General features: G+C 41.8%; 31 protein-coding genes. 3 read left to right on the plus strand and 28 right to left on the minus strand.

The window, feature by feature from the left end:
• Positions 1–16 precede the first annotated feature (16 nt).
• From nusB to M3234_RS09785, 26 genes are all read right to left on the minus strand, one after another.
• Positions 17–415, minus strand: coding sequence for a transcription antitermination factor NusB (gene nusB, locus M3234_RS09660; protein WP_262304535.1), 399 nt, complete (start codon positions 413–415; stop codon positions 17–19).
• 161 nt (positions 416–576) lie between these two features.
• Positions 577–984 carry an Asp23/Gls24 family envelope stress response protein gene (locus M3234_RS09665; protein ID WP_262304536.1) on the minus strand — a complete coding sequence of 136 codons (408 nt, stop codon included), beginning with the start codon at positions 982–984 and terminating at the stop codon, positions 577–579.
• Between the two features lie 26 nt (positions 985–1010).
• Positions 1011–2366, minus strand: a complete 1356-nt coding sequence (accC, locus tag M3234_RS09670; RefSeq protein ID WP_262304537.1) for an acetyl-CoA carboxylase biotin carboxylase subunit — start codon at positions 2364–2366, stop codon at positions 1011–1013.
• A 12-nt stretch (positions 2367–2378) separates the two neighbouring features.
• On the minus strand, positions 2379–2891 hold the full coding sequence (accB, locus tag M3234_RS09675) for an acetyl-CoA carboxylase biotin carboxyl carrier protein (protein WP_262304538.1): 513 nt from the start codon (positions 2889–2891) through the stop codon (positions 2379–2381).
• Between the two features lie 217 nt (positions 2892–3108).
• A complete protein-coding gene (locus M3234_RS09680) occupies positions 3109–3654 on the minus strand; it encodes a SpoIIIAH-like family protein (protein ID WP_262304539.1) in 546 nt (181 codons plus the stop codon).
• Positions 3655–3671: 17 nt separating this feature from the next.
• Complete coding sequence (gene spoIIIAG / locus M3234_RS09685) at positions 3672–4322, minus strand: stage III sporulation protein AG (RefSeq protein WP_262304540.1); 651 nt, start codon at positions 4320–4322, stop codon at positions 3672–3674.
• Positions 4315–4944, minus strand: coding sequence for a stage III sporulation protein AF (gene spoIIIAF, locus M3234_RS09690; RefSeq protein ID WP_262304767.1), 630 nt, complete (start codon positions 4942–4944; stop codon positions 4315–4317). Before spoIIIAF ends, spoIIIAG begins: the two co-directional genes overlap by 8 nt.
• 18 nt (positions 4945–4962) lie before the next feature.
• Positions 4963–6162 carry a stage III sporulation protein AE gene (gene spoIIIAE, locus M3234_RS09695; RefSeq protein WP_262304541.1) on the minus strand — a complete coding sequence of 400 codons (1200 nt, stop codon included), beginning with the start codon at positions 6160–6162 and terminating at the stop codon, positions 4963–4965.
• A gap of 38 nt (positions 6163–6200) precedes the next feature.
• Entirely contained in the window at positions 6201–6590 is a 390-nt protein-coding gene (gene spoIIIAD, locus M3234_RS09700) for a stage III sporulation protein AD (RefSeq protein WP_301337170.1), read from the minus strand.
• A gap of 16 nt (positions 6591–6606) precedes the next feature.
• Complete coding sequence (gene spoIIIAC, locus M3234_RS09705; protein WP_007084610.1) at positions 6607–6810, minus strand: stage III sporulation protein AC; 204 nt, start codon at positions 6808–6810, stop codon at positions 6607–6609.
• 11 nt (positions 6811–6821) lie between these two features.
• On the minus strand, positions 6822–7337 hold the full coding sequence (spoIIIAB, locus tag M3234_RS09710; protein ID WP_262304542.1) for a stage III sporulation protein SpoIIIAB: 516 nt from the start codon (positions 7335–7337) through the stop codon (positions 6822–6824).
• Positions 7338–8255: a stage III sporulation protein AA gene (gene spoIIIAA, locus M3234_RS09715; RefSeq protein WP_262304543.1), complete on the minus strand. Its 918-nt coding sequence runs from the start codon at positions 8253–8255 to the stop codon at positions 7338–7340.
• A 175-nt stretch (positions 8256–8430) separates the two neighbouring features.
• Positions 8431–8940: a TlpA family protein disulfide reductase gene (locus tag M3234_RS09720; protein ID WP_262304544.1), complete on the minus strand. Its 510-nt coding sequence runs from the start codon at positions 8938–8940 to the stop codon at positions 8431–8433.
• A gap of 18 nt (positions 8941–8958) precedes the next feature.
• Entirely contained in the window at positions 8959–9090 is a 132-nt protein-coding gene (locus tag M3234_RS09725; RefSeq protein WP_082692951.1) for a CcmD family protein, read from the minus strand.
• 15 nt (positions 9091–9105) lie between these two features.
• The gene (locus M3234_RS09730; RefSeq protein ID WP_262304545.1) at positions 9106–9867 is read right to left on the minus strand and encodes a cytochrome c biogenesis protein; all 762 of its coding nucleotides are present in this window, start codon (positions 9865–9867) and stop codon (positions 9106–9108) included.
• A gap of 3 nt (positions 9868–9870) precedes the next feature.
• On the minus strand, positions 9871–10551 hold the full coding sequence (locus tag M3234_RS09735) for a heme exporter protein CcmB (RefSeq protein WP_262304546.1): 681 nt from the start codon (positions 10549–10551) through the stop codon (positions 9871–9873).
• Positions 10548–11252, minus strand: coding sequence for a heme ABC exporter ATP-binding protein CcmA (gene ccmA / locus M3234_RS09740; protein ID WP_262304547.1), 705 nt, complete (start codon positions 11250–11252; stop codon positions 10548–10550). Before ccmA ends, M3234_RS09735 begins: the two co-directional genes overlap by 4 nt.
• Positions 11253–11275: 23 nt before the next feature.
• Positions 11276–12274, minus strand: a complete 999-nt coding sequence (locus tag M3234_RS09745; RefSeq protein ID WP_262304548.1) for a hypothetical protein — start codon at positions 12272–12274, stop codon at positions 11276–11278.
• Complete coding sequence (locus M3234_RS09750; RefSeq protein WP_262304549.1) at positions 12271–12645, minus strand: hypothetical protein; 375 nt, start codon at positions 12643–12645, stop codon at positions 12271–12273. Before M3234_RS09750 ends, M3234_RS09745 begins: the two co-directional genes overlap by 4 nt.
• A gap of 12 nt (positions 12646–12657) precedes the next feature.
• Complete coding sequence (locus M3234_RS09755) at positions 12658–13161, minus strand: cytochrome c-type biogenesis protein CcmH (RefSeq protein ID WP_262304550.1); 504 nt, start codon at positions 13159–13161, stop codon at positions 12658–12660.
• Between the two features lies 1 nt (position 13162).
• Positions 13163–15145, minus strand: a complete 1983-nt coding sequence (locus tag M3234_RS09760) for a heme lyase CcmF/NrfE family subunit (protein ID WP_262304551.1) — start codon at positions 15143–15145, stop codon at positions 13163–13165.
• Positions 15146–15170: 25 nt separating this feature from the next.
• The gene (locus M3234_RS09765; RefSeq protein ID WP_066312375.1) at positions 15171–15623 is read right to left on the minus strand and encodes a cytochrome c maturation protein CcmE; all 453 of its coding nucleotides are present in this window, start codon (positions 15621–15623) and stop codon (positions 15171–15173) included.
• A gap of 13 nt (positions 15624–15636) precedes the next feature.
• Entirely contained in the window at positions 15637–16698 is a 1062-nt protein-coding gene (locus tag M3234_RS09770) for a hypothetical protein (protein WP_262304552.1), read from the minus strand.
• A 244-nt stretch (positions 16699–16942) separates the two neighbouring features.
• Positions 16943–17626: a c-type cytochrome gene (locus M3234_RS09775; protein WP_262304553.1), complete on the minus strand. Its 684-nt coding sequence runs from the start codon at positions 17624–17626 to the stop codon at positions 16943–16945.
• A 3-nt stretch (positions 17627–17629) separates the two neighbouring features.
• Positions 17630–18085 (minus strand): PCYCGC motif-containing (lipo)protein, encoded by a 456-nt coding sequence (locus M3234_RS29245; protein WP_285858368.1) that lies wholly within the window; start codon positions 18083–18085, stop codon positions 17630–17632.
• A gap of 106 nt (positions 18086–18191) precedes the next feature.
• Positions 18192–18461, minus strand: coding sequence for a heavy-metal-associated domain-containing protein (locus M3234_RS09785; protein ID WP_262304554.1), 270 nt, complete (start codon positions 18459–18461; stop codon positions 18192–18194).
• Between the two features lie 261 nt (positions 18462–18722).
• Between M3234_RS09785 and M3234_RS09790 the strand changes: the two genes are divergently transcribed.
• Positions 18723–19607: a patatin-like phospholipase family protein gene (locus M3234_RS09790; protein WP_262304555.1), complete on the plus strand. Its 885-nt coding sequence runs from the start codon at positions 18723–18725 to the stop codon at positions 19605–19607.
• Positions 19608–19631: 24 nt separating this feature from the next.
• On the opposite strand, the gene M3234_RS09795 is transcribed toward M3234_RS09790, so the two are convergent.
• Together M3234_RS09795 and M3234_RS09800 are read right to left on the minus strand one after the other, a co-directional pair.
• Positions 19632–20021 carry an SA1362 family protein gene (locus M3234_RS09795; RefSeq protein ID WP_311315637.1) on the minus strand — a complete coding sequence of 130 codons (390 nt, stop codon included), beginning with the start codon at positions 20019–20021 and terminating at the stop codon, positions 19632–19634.
• 57 nt (positions 20022–20078) lie between these two features.
• Positions 20079–21023 (minus strand): DUF1385 domain-containing protein, encoded by a 945-nt coding sequence (locus M3234_RS09800; RefSeq protein ID WP_262304557.1) that lies wholly within the window; start codon positions 21021–21023, stop codon positions 20079–20081.
• Between the two features lie 242 nt (positions 21024–21265).
• Here M3234_RS09800 and M3234_RS09805 point away from each other — a divergent pair, with 242 nt between their 5' ends.
• The gene (locus M3234_RS09805) at positions 21266–21763 is read left to right on the plus strand and encodes a YqhR family membrane protein (protein WP_262304558.1); all 498 of its coding nucleotides are present in this window, start codon (positions 21266–21268) and stop codon (positions 21761–21763) included.
• A 78-nt stretch (positions 21764–21841) separates the two neighbouring features.
• On the plus strand, positions 21842–22903 hold the full coding sequence (locus tag M3234_RS09810; RefSeq protein WP_262304559.1) for a M24 family metallopeptidase: 1062 nt from the start codon (positions 21842–21844) through the stop codon (positions 22901–22903).
• The last annotated feature ends 3 nt before the right edge of the window (positions 22904–22906 follow it).

Genomic DNA, 22906 nt, shown 5'->3' on the forward strand with positions numbered 1-22906 from the left:
AAGAAGACCCAATCAATTATTCTTGAATAAGCGTTTGTTTTACCTTTGAAAGCACTGCATTGATAAATTTGCTTGATTGGTCATCTCCGTATATTTTTGCAATTTCAATGGCTTCATCCAAAATTACATTTTCCGGAATCTCCGGCTGAAAAAACCTCAATTCGTAAACCGCAATCCTTAAAATGTTGCGATCCACCGCTGCTAATCGTTCAATCGACCATTTTTCAAGATTGTCACTAATCAGCTTGTCAATTTCCTCCCGCTGCTCTGTCACTCCTAAGACAAGCTTTGAAAGGTAGTCGTCACCTGCCTTGCCTTCCAATACATGCTCAATGGCTTCTGCTGGTTCTGTTTTGCTGATATCAATTTGAAAAAGTGCCTGTAATGCCTTTTCCCTTGCTATTCTTCTTTTCATTATACCTTTAACTCCTTTAGAGAAATTAGCTATTTTATGAATATTTTCATACATAAATATAGTATTTAACTATACGCATAAAAATAATAGCATAAGTAAGCAGGATTCGCATACAAGCGTCAGTAAAAAAGAAAACCAAAGGAGAGGGTCCTTTGGTTTTTTTATACTTCTTCTTCGATTACCGGTTCCTGTTTTGGCGTTTCAAATTGAACGCCGACAATATGAATGTTAACTTCTTCCGCCTCCAAAGCGGTCATATTCAATAAGGCTTGGCGGATATTTTCTTGAATCTTTCCGGCCACCGTTGGAATCGAAATGCCGAACTTCATGACACAATACACATCAATTTTGATTCCGGACTCAGTTAATTCGACTTTAACACCCTTACCATGATTTTTTTTGCCAAGCCGCTCCACAACACCAGCTGCGAAGTTTCCGCGCATACCGGAAACACCTTCCACTTCAGATGCGGCTATCCCAGCAATCACCTCAATTACTTCAGGAGCAATTTCAATTTTGCCAAGACTGTTACTTCCCTGATCCATTTCCAAAATACTGAATTCACTCATCAAAAACACCTCCAGTTCTTTTTTGGCTAAACTGATTTCATAACATCATATAACTCGAGGAATTTCGTATTGAATCCGCCCTCAACGAATTTTTCATGATCAAGCAGCTTTAAATGAAACGGAATCGTGGTATGAATCCCCTCGACAACAAATTCGCCCAAAGCGCGTTTCATACGGGCAATCGCCTCATCCCTTGTACTTCCATAGGTGATGACCTTTGCAATCATCGAGTCATAATATGGAGGTATTGAATAGCCGGGATAAGCGGCTGAATCAACACGTACACCAAGTCCTCCGGGAGGCAGGTACATCTTAATTTTTCCGGCTGAAGGAAGAAAGTTCTTTTCAGGATTTTCAGCATTGATGCGGCACTCGATTGCCCAGCCGTTAAACGTGACATCAGCCTGGGTCAATGTTAATTTTTCATTGTTTGCCACACGAATTTGTTCCTTAATGAGATCAACTCCGGTAACCATTTCGGTTACAGGATGTTCGACCTGAATCCTGGTATTCATTTCCATGAAATAGAACTTGCGATTGCGGTAGTCATATATAAATTCTACCGTTCCTGCCCCTGAATAATCAACTGCTTTTGCAGCTTTTACTGCGGCATTTCCCATTTCGGCACGAATTTCTCCGTCCAAGGCAGGTGAAGGAGTTTCTTCCAGCAATTTCTGAAGCCGGCGTTGGATGGAGCAATCCCGCTCCCCTAGGTGAATCGTGTTTCCGTAATTGTCACCAAGGACCTGAATTTCAACATGGCGGAAATCCTCAATATATTTTTCAATATAAACTCCTGGGTTTCCAAAGGCGGTCAATGCTTCCTGCTGGGTAATATTAATCCCTTTTACTAATTCCTGTTCATCTCGGGCAACGCGGATTCCTTTACCGCCGCCGCCTGCTGTTGCTTTTATGATGACTGGATATTCAATTTTTTCTACAAGTTCAAGTGCCTCATCAATATCATTGATAATCCCGGTTGAACCAGGAACGATCGGTACGCCTGCCTCGCGCATTGTTTCCCTGGCAATGTCCTTTGTACCCATCTTGGTTATTGCCTCAGGACTTGGCCCGACAAAGGTTATGTTACACTCACGGCATAGCTCGGCAAAATCGGCATTTTCTGCGAGGAATCCATAGCCGGGATGTATCGCGTTACAACCGGTCAGTTTTGCGACACTAATAATATTGGTGACATTCAAATAGCTATCCTTTGATGAAGTGGGACCAATACAGTAAGCTTCATCGGCCAGTTGAACATGAAGGGCTTCACGGTCTGCTTCAGAATAGACAGCAACAGACTCAATCCCCATTTCCCGGCAGGCACGAATAATCCGCACTGCAATTTCCCCTCTGTTTGCAATTAACAGTTTTTTAATCATTTGTTACGCTCCTTATTCAGGCTTCACTAAAAACAACGGCTGTCCGTATTCAACTAACTGTCCATTTTTAGCGAGAACTTCTACAATTTCGCCGTCTACTTCCGCTTCGATTTCATTAAATAACTTCATCGCCTCGACGATACAGACGATGGAATCCTTTGAAACCTTTGACCCGGCCTTGACATATGCATCTGCATCCGGGCTCGGGCTTGCGTAGAAGGTACCAACCATCGGGGATGTGATCTTTTGAAGGTTAGCCTGTTCATCTGCTGCTTCTGCTTTTGGCGATTCCTGGATTGTTTCCTGGACAGCAGCAATTGGCGCCGCTTGCGGGGAGGAAACTGGCTGAATTGGTGCGGGAGCCGCTTGAACAACAGGCTGTGGTGCCGGTTGTACTGCTGTAACGGTTACTCCGCCATTTTTCTTCATTTTGATTTTTGAACCGTCATTTTCATATACAAATTCATCAATGCTTGATTGGTCTACTAATTTAATTAATTCTCTGATTTCTTGTACCTTTAACATAATTAGGTAACACTCCTCGGAATATCTTTTTAAGACTAGATACTAATACTATACCTTAATACTTTGTAAAAGTTCAATAACCTTACTTCAACCATGAAAACAATTTCACCCAGGCCCTCACTTTTTATCTTAATATTTTTTAATTAAAAAGTGAAATTTGACTGTAGGAAACCAGGGCAAAAAAAAGGAAGCATCGTTAGCTTCCCTTTTAAAATCATTATTTAGCCGGCTGAAAAGTTACGGCAACGAAATTACTGTCGCTGATTTCTTTTTTTACTTCCAGAATAATTTTATTTGCTTCAGCCTTCGTATGCTTCTTCTTTGATTTAACGGTGACGCTGACCTTTTCTCCATCTGCTCTAACAAGGGCATCCTCATAGCCCATTGCTTTAATCATCGTCTCAAGATACTCTTCCTTTTGGGAAATATCCCTTAATCGATCAATCTCATCCTTTGCCTTTAACCGGTCATCAGCAGGCAAGCTCGTTGTCCCCATCGTTTCTGTTAATTCTTCCCTTTGCTTGCTCCTGGATTCCTCAAGCTCCATTCTCAGTTCTTCAAATGCAACGTCACCGGCAACAGTCGATACAACGGTTTTGCCATCTTTCGCTTCCGGTTTCGTTTTGGCCTGTTTTTGTCCCTTTTGTTCCATTACAGTGAGGTCATTTGCTTTTTGTTCCGGTGAGGTAATGTAATAGACTGATAAGACAACCACTAAACTTAACATTGTTAGTAACCAAACTGTTTGTTTTTTCAATAGCATTCAAAACTTCCCCCTTTTTATTTTTTAGGCAAGACAGCTACCCTGTGGCTTGGTACATCCAAAGCCTTCGTCACTGCCTCGACAATCCATTTTTTTACTTGAATATTATCAGCACCCTTGGCTACAACCAGAACCCCGCGAATATTCGGCTTTTTGGTCTCCACCACAATCGGTACTTCCTTTTCCCCATTTCTGATAATCACAAGTTGTTCGTCTTCGGAGGTTTCCTGCACTTTCCGTTGACCGCCTTCGCGGTCTCCTTCCTCAGTTGTTTGGGATTTTACGCTGCTGTTCTTTTCAAAAACCTTTCGGTCGGTTGAATCAATATTAACAACGACAGTCACATCATTTACCCCGAGCATTTCTTCAAGGGTCTGTTTTAGCCGCTCCTCATATTTTTCTTCATATTCGGCAATCGTCTTATTTCCGGCACTTTTTTTCATGCCGAAGGCTTCGACGTCTTCCGTGTCAGCCTCTTTACCCGCTGCCGCCGGAGCGACAGAAGAGTTATTTTCAGGTTTAAAAAGAATATTACCTGCCAGCATAAAAGCGGCGCCAATGCAAAGCACCAACAGCATATACTGGATTCTTCCCGGTTTTTTTTCAGCATTCTCGTCCAATTTGAGCCACTTTTTCAACCATGATAGTGGTCCTGATCGTTTATCCATCCTTGTTCTTGATCCCCCCTTCAATCGAAACCTCTACTTTTCCTTGTGTCACATTCCATTTTTCCGATAAAAATGCTGCAACCTTTTCTGCTTCCGCTGTTGATTTTTTAGATGGAAGAGGTGTTTCCGTATTAATGACGACCGGTTTAATCGCTTCGACTGTCGTTTTGCCCGTGTCCGGATGCTTTAAAAGAACGATTACCTTTTGGAGGTTTTCAGGGTTTGCCATGTCCATTTCTTCGTCTGTTTCAAATTCAATGTTCGCGATCTCCAATCCGTATTGCTCCATCAATTCCCCCTCTGCATCCTTTTTTAGCTGGACAGCCATTTCTTTTAAAATATATGCATGCTGGGAGGCTTGTATTTCTTTTTTCTTCAAATCTATTAAATTTTTCATATTTTTTTCACCAGGTGCGTGATAATCGGGTATGGCCGCAATGGCACCCTCAAAATCTTTCGATATGATTTTAAAGATCGGGGTGAGAATGATTGCAATCAACAATAACCCCATCACCATTTTTGTATACTTCTGCATGCTAGAATTGGGCAGAAGCATGTCAATGACAACAGCCAACAGGACAAAGAGAATGATATTCGTTACCCATTCGGTTATAAACTCCATCATTTCAGCTACGCACCCCTATCGCATCATCATCGTCAAATTTCCTGCCGCCACGATGACGGTGATACTCAAAAAAAACATAAGCGAGACAATTCCCAGCGCCGCAAAGACATAAATCACACTCTTGCTGATAATATCCAGGCAGGTAATGATTGGGCCGCCGCCAAGAGGCTGCAGGATAGCAGCAGCAAACTTGTAGATAAACGATATCATTAAAATTTTCAGGGCCGGGAAGGCGACGATAATCAGCAGGATGGCTACACCGGCAATGCCTACAGTATTTTTCAACAGGACAGAGGCACTGACGACGGTATCCGTGGCATCGGTAAACATTCTGCCAATTACCGGGATAAAGTTGCCGGTAATAAATTTGGCGGTCCGAATCGTAATTCCATCGGTAACCGCCGCCGATGCGCCCTGCACGGAAATGACCCCAAGGAATACAGTTAAAAATAATCCCATTAAACCGATGCTCCAGTTTCTGAGTAATGCGGCCAGCTGGGTTACTTTATATTGATCTGACATCGTGCTGACAACGCTGAGCAAGGTGGCCAAAAACAACAGCGGCAGTATGATGTATTGCATGAACAGACCGCTCATGTTCATTAAGAACAAAATGACCGGATGGAAAAACGCGGCAGATATCAGCCCTCCGGAGGCGGCAATTAACGCCAGCAACAGCGGAACCAGGGCAAGAACAAAGGATATCATCGTGCCAATCGCTTCGTTTGTATAGGTGATGGCGATATGAAAACTGTTAAGGGCCAGGATCACCAGCACCATATAAACAATGGCATATGCCACTTTACTTATATTGCTTTTTTCAAATGCATTTTGCATCGTTTGCAAAAACATGCTGAAAACAGCCAACAGGATTAACGAACCAAGCAACTTTCCGTTTGCGACAAATTCATGGAAGATAAACTTTAAAAATCCCATTCCCCATTGTTTAAAAGAAAATTGTTTCTCGCCTTTAATGAAGTCGTAAAGACTTCCTTTCTGGCTTTCGGGAAGAAAGCCTCCATATTTATCAGTGATATCCTGCCAAAATTGTTTTAGTTGGGACAAATCCAGGTTTTCGAGCTGAGCATCTACGAGGTCCTGCGCCGCTGTCGGGGTTGAAGGCGGGGTGGATTCTTCGGCAGCTTGGACAGATGGCGCATAGAAAATAAACAATAACAGAGTCAAAATCGGAATAAGCTGCAGCCTTTGCTTCATTTTAGGACACCTCTACTTTTAGGAAAAAAATGGCGACGCTAGCTCGGAATCAGTTTGATGATTGTTTCAATTAAAACTGTCAAAATCGGAATCGCCATCGCGAGTATGATGATTTTACCGGCCAGTTCAATCTTGGAAGCAATCGCCCCCTGGCCAGCATCCTTGGTGATTTGGACGGCGAACTCTGCAATATAGGCAATCCCGATTATCTTCAGAATCGTTTCGATATAGACCAAGTTCACTTTGGCATTGATGGCAAGTCGTTCGAGCATGTGAATAATTTCATAAATCTTGTCCACCAAAAATATAAATATGGCACTCCCGACAAAGACAATTAACAGGAACGCAATATTTGGCTTTTGTTCCTTAATGATTAAGGCAAGGAAAGTGGCAATAAGAGCTACGCCGACTATTTTTATGATTTCAATAGCAAAGCCCTCCCCTCTATTGGAACAAAAACACGGATTTAATTTTCTGGAACAGGTCGTCCACAATCGAGGCTACCTGAAACAAGATATAGATAAACCCAAATAGCGTTACCCACTGCGCATATTCCTTTTTTCCCACCTGATCCAATACCGTATGCAAAAAAGCGACAACAATGCCGACACCGGCTATTTTAAAAATGATATCGACTTCTAAACCCATTGCTTTTCCCCCTAAAATAATAAAATAATCAGCAGTAACCCTGATAAAAATCCGAGACTCTTTACCATTTTTTCATAAGTCGCCTGCGCTTGAACGGCGTCAGCTTCCTCCCTCTCAAGATGGGAAAGAGCCAGCATAATATGCTTTTGCTGGGAAAAGCGGTCATGGCGGCCAAGGGTTTCGCCAAATTGCTTCATAATCTCAAATTCGCCCTGTTTTAATGCAGTTGATTTCCATACCTCTCGTAAACTAGTTTCCCAAGCCTCTTTAACGGTCGTTTCGGTATCCATCAGCTTCTTGGCAAAGGTATCGAAAAATCCTGACAGGGGCCTTGACAGTTGGGCTGAAAGCCGCCTTGCCGCCTCATGCAGCGGAGTATGACCATACATAATCTCTGCCTCCAGCGATTGAAGCGCCGAACGGAGTGCCCTAAGCTGCCTTGGCCGTTCACTAAAATGCCTCGCCGCTTCAAAACCAACGACTGTCGTAGCAACAATAATAAAAATGGCGCCAATTACTTTTACCATTTAAGTCACGCTCACTTTTCGAGACAATTCTTTTCCCGTGTCGTCGATTATTCTCGTAATTGTCCCGGGTCCCGACTTTCTGCTGAGAATCACAAACCGCTTAAAGATTTTCAGGCTGAGAATTTCCCTTAAAGAGGGCCGTTTGTTTATTTCCTCTATACTTGTCCCATGTGTCGTCATGATCAGTTTGATCCCGGCATGAACAGCCTCCTGAATCGCGTCTGCATCCTCCTTGCGGCCTATTTCATCGACAACGATTACCTCTGGACTCATGGAACGAATCAACATCATCATCCCCTCCGCTTTTGGGCAGGCATCAAGTACATCGAGGCGGTAACCAAAAGTTAATTGGGGGACACCATTGACACATCCGGCAATCTCGCTGCGCTCATCGACTATACCAACCTTGGAGGCCGGGATCGCCCCCGTTCCGGTAGAAATCATTCTGGCAATATCACGCAGCAATGTCGTTTTTCCTGTTTGCGGCGGCCCGATTATCATGGTATTCATCCAATTTTCCTGATAAATATATGGGATAATTGGTTCGGCAATTCCCACTTTCTCTCTGGCGATACGAATGTTGAAGGAGGAGATATCTCTAATCGCCTTCACTATGCCATTTTCGAGAATCACTTTCCCTGCAAGGCCGACTCTGTGTCCTCCCGAAACGGTAATATATCCGCGCTTAAGTTCCTCTTCCAATGCATAAATAGAGAACTGGCTAATTTTATTCATCAACTGGGAAGCATCATCAGGCTGGATAATATACGGTAAGAAGCGAGGAGCTCCCTTCATAGTGATTTCTATCGGGCGGTCGACCCGGATTCGAATTTCTTCCAATTCTTCTTTTTGATTAGGAGGGATTTGATCGACTAGGCAGGCAATTTTTTTCGGCAAAAAGTTAAGAATACTTTCCACAAAGGCTTCCTCCTTGATTTGCTTGTCTCATTATTTAAAATGTATGCCTGCTTAGCCACAATATGACTTTCAAATCGACCAATTCTTTTAAAAGATGCTAAATCTATTTAATTAGAATGCTAGAATTAGGCAAAAAAAAAGGATTAAGCCCCGTTTATGGCTCAACCCTTTAGTATCATTTATCGTATTTTTTTGCCCAGTTGTATAACATCATTTCTGTAACCGGCCCGTTGTAGTGCTCCCTGATTACGCCTTGTTTATCGATGACAAACGTTTCAGGCTGGCCGGTAACATTGTACCTCTTGGAAATCTTAGCGTTATAGTCAAATAAATAGATCATTCCCTCTTGATTGTTCTTTGTGGCCTTTTTTATTTTATCCATTGTTTCACCGCGGTTCATCATGATTAATGGATATTTATCGCCATAGTCTTTATGGAAGGCGGCAAGCTCCGGAAATTCTTCCTTACAAGGTGCGCACCAGCTGGCGAAGTAATTTAAGATGACGACCTTTCCTTTGTAATCGGAGAGTTTGGTCGTGCTGCCATCTAGATTGGGCAGTTCAAAATTATAGGCCTTATCGCCAACATCGGTATGTTCGCCTTTTGTTACCAGACTGTATCCGAAAAAGCCGAACATGCCTACGATAAGAATCAACACAAGTGGCTTAATTATCCGCTGGTTCATTGGACTTCCTCCACTAGTTTATTTCTCAATCTGTTTTAAGAATTCGATTTCCTTTTGGATCTTGCTTTGTTTTTTATCAATGATAAATATATACGCAAAAATAATCACCCAGGCAACGGAATAGGCAGCATACATAAATTCGTAATTCATCAGTGATTCCTCCTATTATTTATCTAAACTTTCCCTTATTTTTTCTTTGTACTGTTCAACTTTAAGTTTCATATTTTCAACGGTAACACCCTTATTCAACAAATAAGCGAAAAGGACGGTAAAGGCCGCAATCGACACAAGCAGGGCGACCAACATTGTTGGGGCAATTCCGCCGCCTGATTGGTTCTGTCCTTCACCGAATACAATCGGGTGAAGTTTCGTTTGCCACCAGCGAATCGCGAAGAATACGATCGGTACGTCCACAAAGCCAATAATGCCAAATACTGCAGCGAGTCTAGCTTTTTTATCCCAAACACCATCCATATGGCGAATCATAATGTATGCAATATAAATGAAGAACAGAATCAAAGTTGTAATTAACCGCGGTTCCCAAACCCACCATGTATTCCAGGCGGATTTTGCCCAAATTGGGCCCGTTGTCAGGACAATCAGCGTAAACACAACGCCAATTTCAGCGGAAACGTAGGCATAGGTATCGAAAATTCTTTTCCGTTTGATTAAGAACAAAATACTTAGTACACAGGTGACAAAGAAGGCAAAAAATGCAACCCATGCCGAGCTGACATGGAAGTAAAAGATTTTTTGTGCCGCTCCCATCGTTTTTTCTTCTTCTGCAAAAATGAAGATGAAATACAAGGAGGCCAGCATTGAAATGACGGTTCCGTAGAATAATAGTTTCGGCAGGCTCGAGCTTTTTGCATTCGGCAGCTGCGCGGCAGGAAGGGACGTTTTTTCCCGTTCGAGATTCATACTCATTTGTTAAACCTCCAGCACATAATCAATTAGTAATAAAGCAACAACAAAGAAAATCACATCATAAGCGGTGACCATCTGCGTCCAGGCTAAAGCACTCGATAATTTGCTCATGTCGGATAAAATAATCCTTGTTGCCTGGGTAACACCGATCAAGATTGGGCTTGTAATCGGAAACAGCAATAATGGCAAGAGCATTTCACTGCTTTTGGAATTGGCGGCCAATGCAGCCAAGAAAGTGCCAATCGATACGAAGCCAAAACTTCCGACAAAGATGACGAGTATAAAGTAAGCAATGCTGCCGGTCATTTTAAAATCAAATAACAAGAACAAGAATGGGATGGAAACAATTTCGACGATTAAAATCATCGTAAAGTTGGCAAAAAACTTGCCCAAGAAGATGCTTGCTGCTTCCATCGGTGCCACTAGAAGACCTTGCATCGTGTCATTTCGCTGTTCAGATATGAACGACCGATTGAGGCCCAAGATTCCGGCAAACACAATAATAACCCATATGACTCCTGGAATCACAGCTTTTGTCGTGTTGTTGGCCGGATCAAACGCAAAGCTAAACACGACAATGACCAAGGCCGCAAAGATAATCTGAGTAACCAATATCTGCTTTGTTTTTAATTCCGAAAGTAAATCTTTTTTTGCCAGTAAGAGGGCCGATGAAAAGAGATTCATGATACTCCCTCCACTTGAAGCTCGTATTTTTCCGAGACAACGCTTAATGATGGCTGCTCGATTGTGAAATCATCAACAATTTTTCCGTTTTTCACAATGATGATTCTGTCGCAAATCTCGGCTGCCTGTTTGAAATCGTGTGTAACCATTAATGTCGTTGTGCCTTTTTGTTTCATGTTAAGAATGACATTATTCAAAATGGAGATTGCTCCCTGGTCGAGCCCTGTATGTGGTTCATCCAAAAGCAGGATTTCCGGCTCATGGATAATCGCACGAGCAATGGCAATCCGTTGAATCATCCCCCGTGAAAAATTTTTCACCGGCTCGTTTAAAAAGAAGCCTAAGCCAACTTCTTTAACTAATTCAATCGCCCGCTGTTCCGAATTCTTAACTCCATATAAATCACCAAAGAAAATCAAATTTTCCAATGGTGAATAATGATCGTACAGCAAGCTGGAATGGGGTAAATAACCTAGCATTTTTTTTATGGCAATCTGGTTCTTTTTTAAATCCAAGCCATTGATTTTAATTGACCCCGATGTGGGTTTGATTAAGGTGGCCAAAACTTTTAACAGCGTGCTTTTCCCCGCTCCATTTGGGCCAAGGATGGCTACTGTTTCCCCTTTTTTTACCGAGAGGTCTACGCCACGTAAGATCAGCTTGTTATCAGCCTGCTTCGTCAGCTTTTTAATTTCTATCATTGCGGTCCCTCCCATTCCGGCTGCTAGTCCACGAAATTGCGTAAGTTCAATTTTACCTGTACCAGATGCTGTTTATAGGCATCCAGCTTGGCTTGGTACTCCTCCTCGGAAAGCTTTCCATCGCCAAAGGTTTCTTCCAGTTCAATGATTTTATCCATAATCGCTTTTTGCTTGGTCATCAGCAGTTTAAATGCTTTCTCTTCCTTATCTGCTCCTAGCCGCTCTTCCTCCAATCTCGCTTTTCGTCTGAAGTAGACATAATAGGAGATTCCAGCAATGACGATCACTCCGACAATAATCAAAAAGATATGCGGGTCGAAGCTGCGCAATGGGGATTGCGCCCACATCCGCAAATGGCCCGGGTTATGGAAGGCAGGGGCCGTATGGGTAACATTGCTCGCTGCCCCGCTGTTACTAGCTGTCTGCTCCTGCTTTGAAGAATCAACCGCAGGCTGAACATCTTGCTTATATACCATAGTAAAAGTCTGGTCAGCTTTTAAATCTTCAAGTGAATAAAGCCAAAAGTTCTTGCCATCCATATTCAAAAGCTCCGGTTCTGTTGAAGTCACCCCGTTAAATTCAACGCGGCCATTTCCTTCTTCAACAAGCATCATCAGTGATTGTGTTGGATAATTGATGGTTAACTTTATGTCTTTTCCCTTATCCATTCGGTAGCTATATGCCAGTTCAATCCGCTCATTAGGCCTAACCGGAGTTGTTGTAATAAACCCTTTGTCGATTTGTTTTGCGGCAATTTTGCTATCCAAGAAATTTAAGTCCTTCGCTCCTTCTGGAAGTGTTACAGTCAGGACGGCCTCACTTTGACCGTCACCCTTGTATTCCTCGGCACTGGAGTTGACATAGTAGCTTCGATTATTTAAATACGTAGAAGAACCATCTTCAGCCGGACCGACTACGATATACTGCATATCCGCAACAATCTTTGAATCTGAAGCTGCCAATCCTTGAATCGGAATGAACAGCATCAGTCCAAGGAGGAAAACGGTGATTTTTCTGATCACTTTCCTTCCCCCTTTTTGTTTTTATAGCTTTTCATTTGCGCCTCAATCTCTTTCTCGACTTCAGCCATTAAATCCTGGTCGACTTTTGTGACGGCCACGTCCTCTTCTTCCTTCATAATCTTGGCAATTTCCATTTCGTATTGCTTCTTCAAATGCTTGTAATCATTGTGGGAAATCTTATCCATCTTGTACTCAAATTCCAATTCATTTAATGTTGTCAACAATGCTTCCTTTGTTGACGCCAAATCCTGATTTTTGGGGGCGAAATGTAAATACGTATCCCACTTAAATAACGGTGCCAATATTAGAAATAAACAGGTCAGTGCCAATGCGGCTGTAAAGATCATCGAAATGATGGAAATATCCTGCATTTTGTTCACATCCTAAAGATACTTTTTGCGTTCTTCGTCAATGATGGAAGAAAGAATTTCGCTTTCCACTTCCTCCTCAGGGTTCTGGGTGATCATGTCAGTTTCCTCTGGGCCTCTCCGTTTTACCCATTTGCGAATCACGAAATACAAGCCTGCTCCAGCCCCGCCTAATGCTGCAAAAGGAAGGACCCATGCTGTAAGACTAAAACCCTTTTTTTCGGGGGATGTCAGAATTTCTTCGCCGTAAATGTTGACATAATACTCACGAATTTTATCTTTATCCCAGCCTTTATTCATCATATCAACCAGGTCTGCTTTAAATTCAGTGGTTAAGTTGCATGTATTCGGGTCGCATTCGTAATGGTCCTGCCCGCAGCCGCATGTGCAGGCAAACTGCTGAGCGACTGCTTTAAATTCAGGAGATTTATAGTCAAACTCTTTTGCTTCCACACCTAGGAATGAACCTTGAAAAATAAACGCTAGTACGAGGAGCCCGACATAAAACTTGTTCTTCATATTAAGACACCTCTTTACGTACTCCAGTGTATCTTGGAGTGACGTTTCCATATTTGCCGTTCCATACAGCGAAAAGGGCACCGATGACGATCATAAATGAACCGAACCACATCCAGTTCATCATAGGGTTAATTTTGACAACAAAGGTTGCTTTGCCGTCATTTTCCCAGGCGCTTAGCACAATGTAGAGGTCCTCTTTAATAGATGAAATAATCGCCACTTCTGATGAAGGCTGCTCCCAGTTGCCGTAAAAGACTTTTTCAGGCTGGAAGGTCCCTATTCTTTTACCATTTCTAAATACTGTTACATCGGCATAGACAATATCGTTAATACCTTCACGTTTTTGATCCAAACGCTCGTAGTTTAATCTATAATCCTTCAACTCTATCGAACCGCCCAGCGGAACGGTTTTCATTGTTTCCACGTCATAGTTCTGTGAACCGATAATCCCCATAGTGATAAAGGCGATGCCAAGGTGAACGATATATCCACCGTAGCGACGGCGATTGCGGATCATTAATCGGTATAAAGCGACGAGCGGTGATTCTTTTGTCATCTTTCTTCTTGCTTTGACACCTCTATAAAACTCCAAGAAGTGAGTAACTAACAATAGAGCAATAACACCATAACCAATCACGGCCCAGGCTTTTGTGATGCCTAATACTACCATCAGTACCATCGCCACTACTGCAAGAATGGCAGGAATCATAAAGTTTTTCTTGAGATTTTTAACGGTTGACCTTTGCCATGCCAGCAGCGGACAAACTGCCATTACGAACATCATTGATAATAATATTGGTGCTTCCACCTTGTTGAAGAAAGGAAGTCCCACTGTAACCTTCGTGCCTCGTACAGCCTCGGAAACGAGCGGGAATACAGTTCCCCAGAACACCGCGAATGCCGCACCAACAAGCAACAAGTTGTTTACAAGGAAACTGCTTTCCTTTGAAACAAATGATTGAAATTCACCTGCACTCCGTTTTAAAAGGTTGTAACGGCTCATCAGCACGTATAATGCCAAGATGGTTGCAATTGCCATAAAAATTAGGAAATATAATCCTAGATTAGAATTGGCAAATGCATGGACAGATGTCAGCACGCCGCTTCGAACCAGGAAGGTACCAAATAGAGTCAAGGCATATGAAACGATAATTAAACTGATATTCCAAATCTTCAACATGTTTTTCCGTTCCTGAATCATGACAGAGTGCAGGAAGGCTGTAGCGGTCAACCATGGCATAAACGAGGCATTTTCAACCGGATCCCATGCCCAGTATCCGCCCCATCCTAGTTCGACATAGGCCCACTGGCCGCCAAAAATGTTGCCAAGGCTTAGGAATAACCAGGCGATAATCGTCCAGCGTCTGGTCATTTTAATCCAAAAATCATCAACGTTTTTCAAAAGTAACGCTGCCATTGCAAACGCGAATGGTATGGCAAGCCCTACATATCCGAGGTAAAGTGTTACAGGGTGAATAATCATTCCCGGATTTTGTAGCATTGGGTTTAAGCCTTTTCCTTCTAGCGGAACCTGATCAAGCAAAACAAATGGTTTGGCAACAAACCCTAGAATGAAAAAGAAGAAAACCGCGTTTGCCAGCAAGATGGATGAAATGTAAGGAACCATCGGGTTGCCTTTCATCTTTCTTGAGAAGGCAATCATTGCGATATATAGTGTTAGAAAGAATGTCCACAGTAACAGGGAGCCGGCGTTGCCTGCCCAAAGGGCTGTGAGTTTGTAGATAACCGGGAGCTCGCTGCTCGTATAATCAGATACATATTCGTACTGGAATTGTGAAGTTGCAAGCAAGTAGAACATGGACAGCATGGCCAGGGATGTACAAACAAGAAGTGCAATAAGTCCGCCTTTACCGCTGTTTACCATTTTTTGATTTTTTACGCTTATTCCTAGTGTCATAATTAATAGTGAATATATCGCGATTGCCAATCCGATATATATGGTTGCATTAGCAAATAAGTACATTTCGTCACCTTCTTAAGTTTGCCTATTATTGTTCCTTCGGTGGCTGATTTAGCTTTTCTTTATGTGTTTCAGGATCATAGTTTTTCATATCTTCACCTTCATATTTTGAAGGGCAGCGCGTTTTGACGGTTTCTGCAACAAAGGTATTCTTTTGAGTGGGTGCACCTTGAAGAATGGTAATAACGCCATCTGAGAAGTTATCCGGCTTTGTTCCATTATGAATCACGTGCATGATGTTGCCGTCGTTATCTTTTACATCAAATTTCAATTCTATTTTGTCTGCGTCCCATTTAATAGAATCTTCGACCAGCAGTCCTTCTACGGTAACAAAATCGTCTTTATAGTCTTGTTGATTTGCCAACAGCTCTTTCATTGTCAATTCAACACCACTCGATCCAGGGGTTGCGGCCATTAAGAGGAAAACAATTGCACCAGCAATAATAAATCCGCCAAGCATGACGAGTGTATTCTTTTTCATCCAAATCACCTCATTAGATTAATTTTTTCATTTCTTCATCGTACGTTTCTTGGTCAATTTTTCCGGTTAATAGTTTTTTGCGCAGTTCTTTCTTGGCTTCGTTGCTGACTGCTTTATTCACCTTTTGAGTTGTGGTTGGCCCTTGTCTTTTTTGGGGCTGTTTATTTTGTTTGGACATTTTTGCCTGACTTTGGGAATTGGCCTTTAATCCTAGGTAAACGAAGGCTCCAGCAATGATGATGGCAATCCCGATAATCGATGCCCCGCCGATTCCAATGATTGGACTCTTGCCTCCATCCTTGCTGTTGTCTCCCAAAATTTGGTCTGTCGCACTGCCGCTGACACCCTCATGGTTTTTATCATTAGGCGGCTGGGCTTTGGAGATGGCCTCCATTGTTGATTCCGTCCCATCTTTTTTATAGGAGAAGGAATACTTCAACGGTTCACCAGCTTTGACATTTTTATATTGGTAGAAATAAAGCTCCTCGCCATACTCATTTTTGGAATTTTCTTGCGCCTTTGGCTCAAGCTTGATTTCTTTTGCATTCATCGGTGCATAAAAAATGACATCAAGCTGTTCTGTTTCTGCTTTATTCGTAAATTCATAGGTAAAGCTTTTCTGATCTTTTACATCAATCGATTGGGTGTAGTACTCAATGACAAACTGATATTCTTGATTATTTTTAATCGGTTTTCCCGGTTTCCAGCTGATGATCCCCTTCTCCAGGTCTACGTCATATGGACGTTGAACCTCAGGCTTGTTTTCCTCGGGAAATTCGGCTACCAGGAAGGCATCAAAACCTTTTTCCTTTGCGGGTACCGCAAGTTCAATTTTTCCGTTATAGTCCTGTCCGGTCTTATTTGTAATCGTCCCGTACATCCCCACTAATAGCGAAGGAACTTCTCTTGAAGCCCAATCCTCTGGGTAGTCAAACTCTGGCATTACCTGAATCTGCATCGCCTTATAAGGGAATTTTTCCGGCTGAAAGTCTGCTTCCGCATAAGCTTTGGGCAGTATCCAGCTTGTTAGAAATGAAGCGATCACTATTAATGCCACTAACCTTTTTTTAAGCATATTAATCCTCCTTGACCTTAAAAGCTCTCTCTCATCTGATAGTTTTCTACTATAGTCCTCTTCGAAATAAATATAATCTTTATCTACTCCGTATTGTTGATATACCTATGAACATTTTGTTAAACGATAAAAATCGTTACGTTTTTGACATAAAAACATCACAAAATGTTCATATTTAGGGAAGCGTCACGTCAGAAATCTTTTATACTCAAAAATAAAAAACCTTGACTCCAAATAGATGGAATCAAGGTTTTAGATAATCACTGGGCTTTACGTTATTATACTTGATCGAACGTATATAACTGATAATGTCCGAGATTTGCTCCTCTGAAAGCTGGCGAGCCCCCTCAAGCCCTTTTAATGAGGGACCCATTCTGGTTTCTTCACGGCCATAAGCGGTGGTAATCCATATCTGCTTGTCCGTTGTATATTTTAAATACTCCGGATGAGCAAGGACAGTCCCCATTTTTATTTTGCCTGCGCCAGACTCGCCATGGCAGTTAAGGCAATACAAACCATAAAGTTTTTTTCCATTCTCAGGGTCACCCGAAATCGTTTTCGGAACATCAAACTCGATTTTTTCTGTCTGCCAATCCCTGATAAAAGCAACCAAATTATTGATTTCTTTTTCAGACAATCTTGGGCCATAGGCCGGCATCCCGGTGCCTTCCCGCCCATACTTCACATAATGGTAAATATCCTTATCAGAAACGGAGTTCAAAAAGTTTTGATTATTTATTGCAGTTCCAGCATGGGAAGCTTCACCTTTTCCAGTTTCCCCGTGGCAAATGAAACAATTTTTTTCGTATACCTTTTCTCCGGAAGCAATTGCTTCGGCATTGCCGCTTCCAAAGATCCGAGTATTTCCGATTGCAAAAATGATGCCAATAATGATTAGCATATAACTGCCAATTAATATTTTCTTCATGGGCTACTCCTTAGGTTCAGGTGTTGGAGTTGGCTCCCCGTAATTTCCATATTTCGTGGTAATTAGATCGTAAATCTTTTTAGGGCTTTTACCATTAAGATGCAGTTCTACCGCCTCCCGGGCGATATCTATACAAACATCTCACGATATACTCATGGAATCCCATTCCTTGACAGCCTTGTCATCCCCGAACTGGTCAATATAGCAGTCTAAATTGCTTTCATGGCCATCCTGGGCAAAACAGCCGCAATAACACGGGACTTGTGCCACTACCTCTGGGTAAGTTGCCGCCATTACATAAGTTTCTTGAATTTTATCGGAAGAATTTAACACATAATCAGGAAACGGCGCATGCTTTTTATCAAGCGTCCATTTTTGATCTTCAATTTTGGAACCGCAGCCGGCTGCGATTAGAACAATTGCAATGCAAAGAACGAAAAGAGAAGTAATTCGTTTCAATAGTTGTCACCCCTTTCTCCTGTATTACAAATTCATTTTAACAAATAGATTGAATCGTAACGGGTGCTAATTATTACTATTTGGTGAAGTTTTTAAGATTGTGATGCTATTTAAGATACTTGGCCCAACACACGTCCAAGGTTATAAAGCAATGCCGGCTTGAGTTTTCTGTGCTGTAGCCAATCCGATTGATGGCCTCTTTAATTACTCCCAGGTTGCATATTTCATCGTCATACTCGATTTCCGTAAATTGTCCGCTGAAATCGGCCTTTACATCACGGACCCCATCCAGTTTTTTGACTGTTTGTTCGATTCGTTTTTCGCAGGAGGTGCAGGTCATATCAAAAACCTTAAGTTTTGTCTGTCTCATGCTCATAGTGAACCCTCCCTTTACTCTTTTTGTTCCTTTCTGATGAGTAAAGTATAAGGATTTCATATGTTGACGGTATGAAGAAATATTGTAAGGAAGTGAACATTTTGTGGGCATAATTTTGCAATTAAATGAATGAGTTTTTTACTATTAAGGCTCCTGTGTCCTAACTATTCGATGAAAAAAATTCTGCTTGTCACCCGTACTATTTCCGTGTGTTTCCGCTTAAAGATGTATCAATAAGTACATCTTTGGGAGTGGCTGCGTATGAATATAGATGGAGTATTTTCGGGTGGCGGCATCAAAGGGTTTGCTCTCATAGGCGCTTTAGAGGAAATAGAAAAAAGAGGATTTCAGTTTGTCAGGTTAGCTGGAACGAGTGCCGGTTCCATCATTGCAGCACTAATCGTCGCCGGATATACCAGCAAAGAAATTTATCAAATGATGGATGAGGTAGACTTAAAAGATCTGCTAGATTCAAGGAAGACTTTCATTCCCTTTAAATTTGCAAAATGGTTGCTGTTGTATTGGCGATTGGGCCTTTATAAGGGGAATGAACTTGAAAAATGGCTAAGAGGCAAATTGGCAGACAAGGGACTGCGAAACTTTTCCGATTTACCGGCTAACACCTTACGTGTAATTGGGTCGGACCTCTCTAATGGGCAAATGATGGTTTTTCCTGATGATTTGGTGAAATACGGCATAACGCCAGGAACATTCTCGATTGCAAAGGCCATCCGAATCAGCTGCAGCATCCCTTATTTTTTTGAACCTGTGAAGATGCGCTCGCAGGATGGTACCAATATTTTGGTGGATGGAGGAGTACTAAGCAACTTCCCGATGTGGCTGTTTGACCAGGAAAACGTTAAAAAGCTTAGGCCTATCCTTGGAATTAAGCTAAGTTCCAGTGAGTATGAGCATGAAAAACATAAAATCGATAATGCCATAGAACTTTTTGGTGCCCTATTCGAAACAATGAAGGACGCCCATGATTCAAGGTATATTTCGAAAAAACATGCACAAAACATTATTTTTATCCCCGCAGAAGGGATTATGCCGATTGAGTTCAATTTGACTGAGGAAAAGAAGAAGGCATTATTGGAGCTCGGCAGAAACCAAGCCAAGAAGTTTTTGGATCGCTGGGGATATTAAGCTTAAACATAAAAAATCGAGCGGCTAGAAAGACGCTCGATTTTTCTTTTTCCCTTTTTTTCCATCGATAACCGTCAGGTGAGCAGGAGGCTTCTTTTTGGCTTTGGTTTTCTTCAATGTAGACAATGTACCAAGAGCGGAACCTTTTATATTCGTTTCTCCACCCTTATGCTGCAATCGTTTCTTTGACCTTTTGGCTGCTTTGAGAAATGCCCGCTGCTCTCTTTTTTGAGGGCTCGAATTTGAAAATTTCCGAACAACGAAAAAAATAATCAAGCCAATTACGGCGAAGACAAAGATATTCTGTATAAACTCAGCAGGATTAGTTGTAAATTTAGTAAAAATGCCTAATAACGCGAGAATAATCAGTCCCGCAACAACAATTGTGGATGTTCGATATTTCAAGAAAGCCACCTCCCTAAGAGCATCATAAGCATTTTTTTCTTCTTTTAAACACTTAAAAGGGAAGATTTAGACAATTTCTTCTGTTTTGATGATTCTAGACGTTTCCTCTTCTCTTCTAAGCAATTCTTTAAAGGAAAGAATCGCCACCTCCACCTGTTCATCATTTGGTTCCTTGGTCGTTAACAACTGAAGCCAAAGCCCTGGAATACCCAAATATTTTAGTATGGGTATATCCCTTAATTTGTTCGTGAATTGCAGAATTTCAAAAGCAATTCCAAGCACAACTGGGATTAACAAAAGCCGATCGACGATTCGTAACCATAGCGGACTTGTCGGCACAAGCAAATAGATAAACATTCCTACAATGACAGTAAACAGAATGAAACTGCTGCCGCATCGATAGTGGAGCCGGGAATGGGCTTGCACATTTGCTACGGTCAACTCCGCACCTGATTCATAGGTATTAATTACTTTATGCTCAGCGCCATGATATTGAAACACCCTTTTTATTAGAGGTGTCAATGACACAAAATAAATATAGGAAAGCAGCAAGATTAGCTTGAAGGTACTTTCTACCATTACCTGCGCAAAGTCTGACGGAAAAATCGGTTTTGTTAATTCTGCCAGAAAAACAGGTATTAACGTAAAAGCGAATTTCCCAAAAAGAAATGAAATGACCCCGATTACGGCGACTCCAAGGTACATTGTTAATTTGGAGACTTCTTGCTTCTTAAGCGTGTCATCCTCTTTAGGGTCGAGGTCAAATCGTTCAGTGGAGAAGTTCAGATGCTTGGATCCGTTTGCACTCGCTTCGATGATGGCGATGATTCCACGAATAAACGGGATTTTTTTCAACATAGTTAACGAGGGCTTGCTTTTTCGCGGCAAATGGAAATATTCGACAGAATGGTCTTTTCTGCGAATCGCAGTAACATAATGATGCTTACCGCCAAACATTACCCCTTCCACTACTGCTTGACCGCCATAAACCGGTTTTTCTAAATTTGACATGTAGGATAACACCAACCTATAACATAGTTGCACAATAAAGAATATGATTCATCTGAATGTACTTATCTGTATTCTACTAGAAAAATGAAAAAACCTCTAGAAGATGGCTTAAGATTTCCATTTATTTTAGGAAATTTTTTAACATGCAAGGCAATGGTAATACTTGGACATACTAAGAGTGGCATTTATTCAACAGCACCATCAGGAATCATACAGAATAAATTCAGCAGGAGGTCATCATTATGACAAAAGAGCATGAAATGGGAAACTATCCAAAACCAATGCCCATGCCATTAATGGTCTTCTGGACAGGACTATTTGGAGGCCTGTTTTGGAGTACAATTGGTTTTATGGCATACTATTTTCATTTTACTGAAATTCGGCCTAACGTTCTTCTTGAACCATGGCTGCTTGGAAAGTGGAAATTTGGCTGGCAAGGAACACTCGTTTCGATACTCATACTCGGAATTCTGTCGATTGCCGTTGCGTTTGTATATTATGCATTATTAAAAAAGTATAGCAGCTGGTGGTTCGGACTCGGATATGGAATCCTCTTGTTCTTGGTCGTGTTCTTTTTAATCAATCCACTTTTTCCGGGGATAAAACCAATAGCTGATTTAAGCCGGAATACCATCATTACCTCCGTTTGTCTCTATAGCATCTATGGAATCTTCATTGGCTACTCGATCAGCTACGAATATCAAAATAAAAAAATGGAAGAAAAAGAGGCCGCGACCTAAGTTGTTATTAGTAGGCTGCAGAAGGTTGTGATAAAATATTTCTGTCTAGGCATGGAGGAGAAAAGGAGAGTTGAAACGATGACGAAGTTGGAAAAGTTGCGTAATAGTTTTACTGAAAATGGAATTGATGGATTGCTAATCACCAGTCCATATAACCGCCGATACGTATCAAACTTTACCGGCAGTTCAGGAGTTGTTTTAATCAGCGCTGAAAAAGCAATGTTTATTACAGATTTCCGTTATATTGAACAAGCAAAAAAGCAGTGTGAAGGATTTGAAATCATTAAATTTAACGATTCTATTCCGAAAGAAGTAGCAGAACTATCGAAACAACTGGGCATTCAAAAGCTGGGATTTGAAGAGGATCATCTCACATACTCTTCTTTTACAGTATATGATAACGAAACAGAAGCTGAACTTGTTCCGATTTCTGGAGTAATTGAAAAGTTACGCTTGATAAAGACTGAAGCAGAGATTAAGATATTAAAGGAAGCGGCGGATATTGCCGATGCTGCGTTTAAGCACATCTTGGATTTTATTCGCCCAGGAAAAACAGAACTTGAAGTTTCCAATGAGCTGGAATTCTTTATGAGAAAAGCGGGTGCTGTTTCCTCATCCTTTGATACGATCGTTGCTTCCGGATACCGCTCTGCCCTTCCTCATGGAGTGGCAAGCGATAAGGTCATTGAGGCAGGAGATTTCGTTACACTAGATTATGGCGCTTATTATAAAGGATATGTTTCCGATATCACGAGAACGGTTGCCGTCGGGACTCCTGATGCAAAACTGAAGGACATTTATGATATTGTCCTTGAAGCACAGCTTCGCGGCGTGGCCGGAATCAAACCTGGCCTTACAGGAAAGCAAGCCGATGCCCTAACAAGAAACTACATAACTGAAAAAGGGTACGGTGAATTCTTCGGACATTCAACCGGGCATGGAATTGGGTTAGAGGTTCATGAGGGCCCAGCGCTTTCATTTAAATCAGATATGGTGTTGGAGCCAGGAATGGTTGTTACTTGTGAACCGGGAATTTATATACCGGGCCTTGGTGGTGTTCGAATTGAGGATGATCTGCTGATTACGAATGACCATAACGAAACACTGACTCATTCAACAAAGGAACTCATTATTTTGTAAAGA

The sequence above is a fragment of the Neobacillus niacini genome (genome assembly GCF_023715785.1).
Lineage (GTDB): Bacteria > Bacillota > Bacilli > Bacillales > Cytobacillaceae > Neobacillus > Neobacillus niacini_E.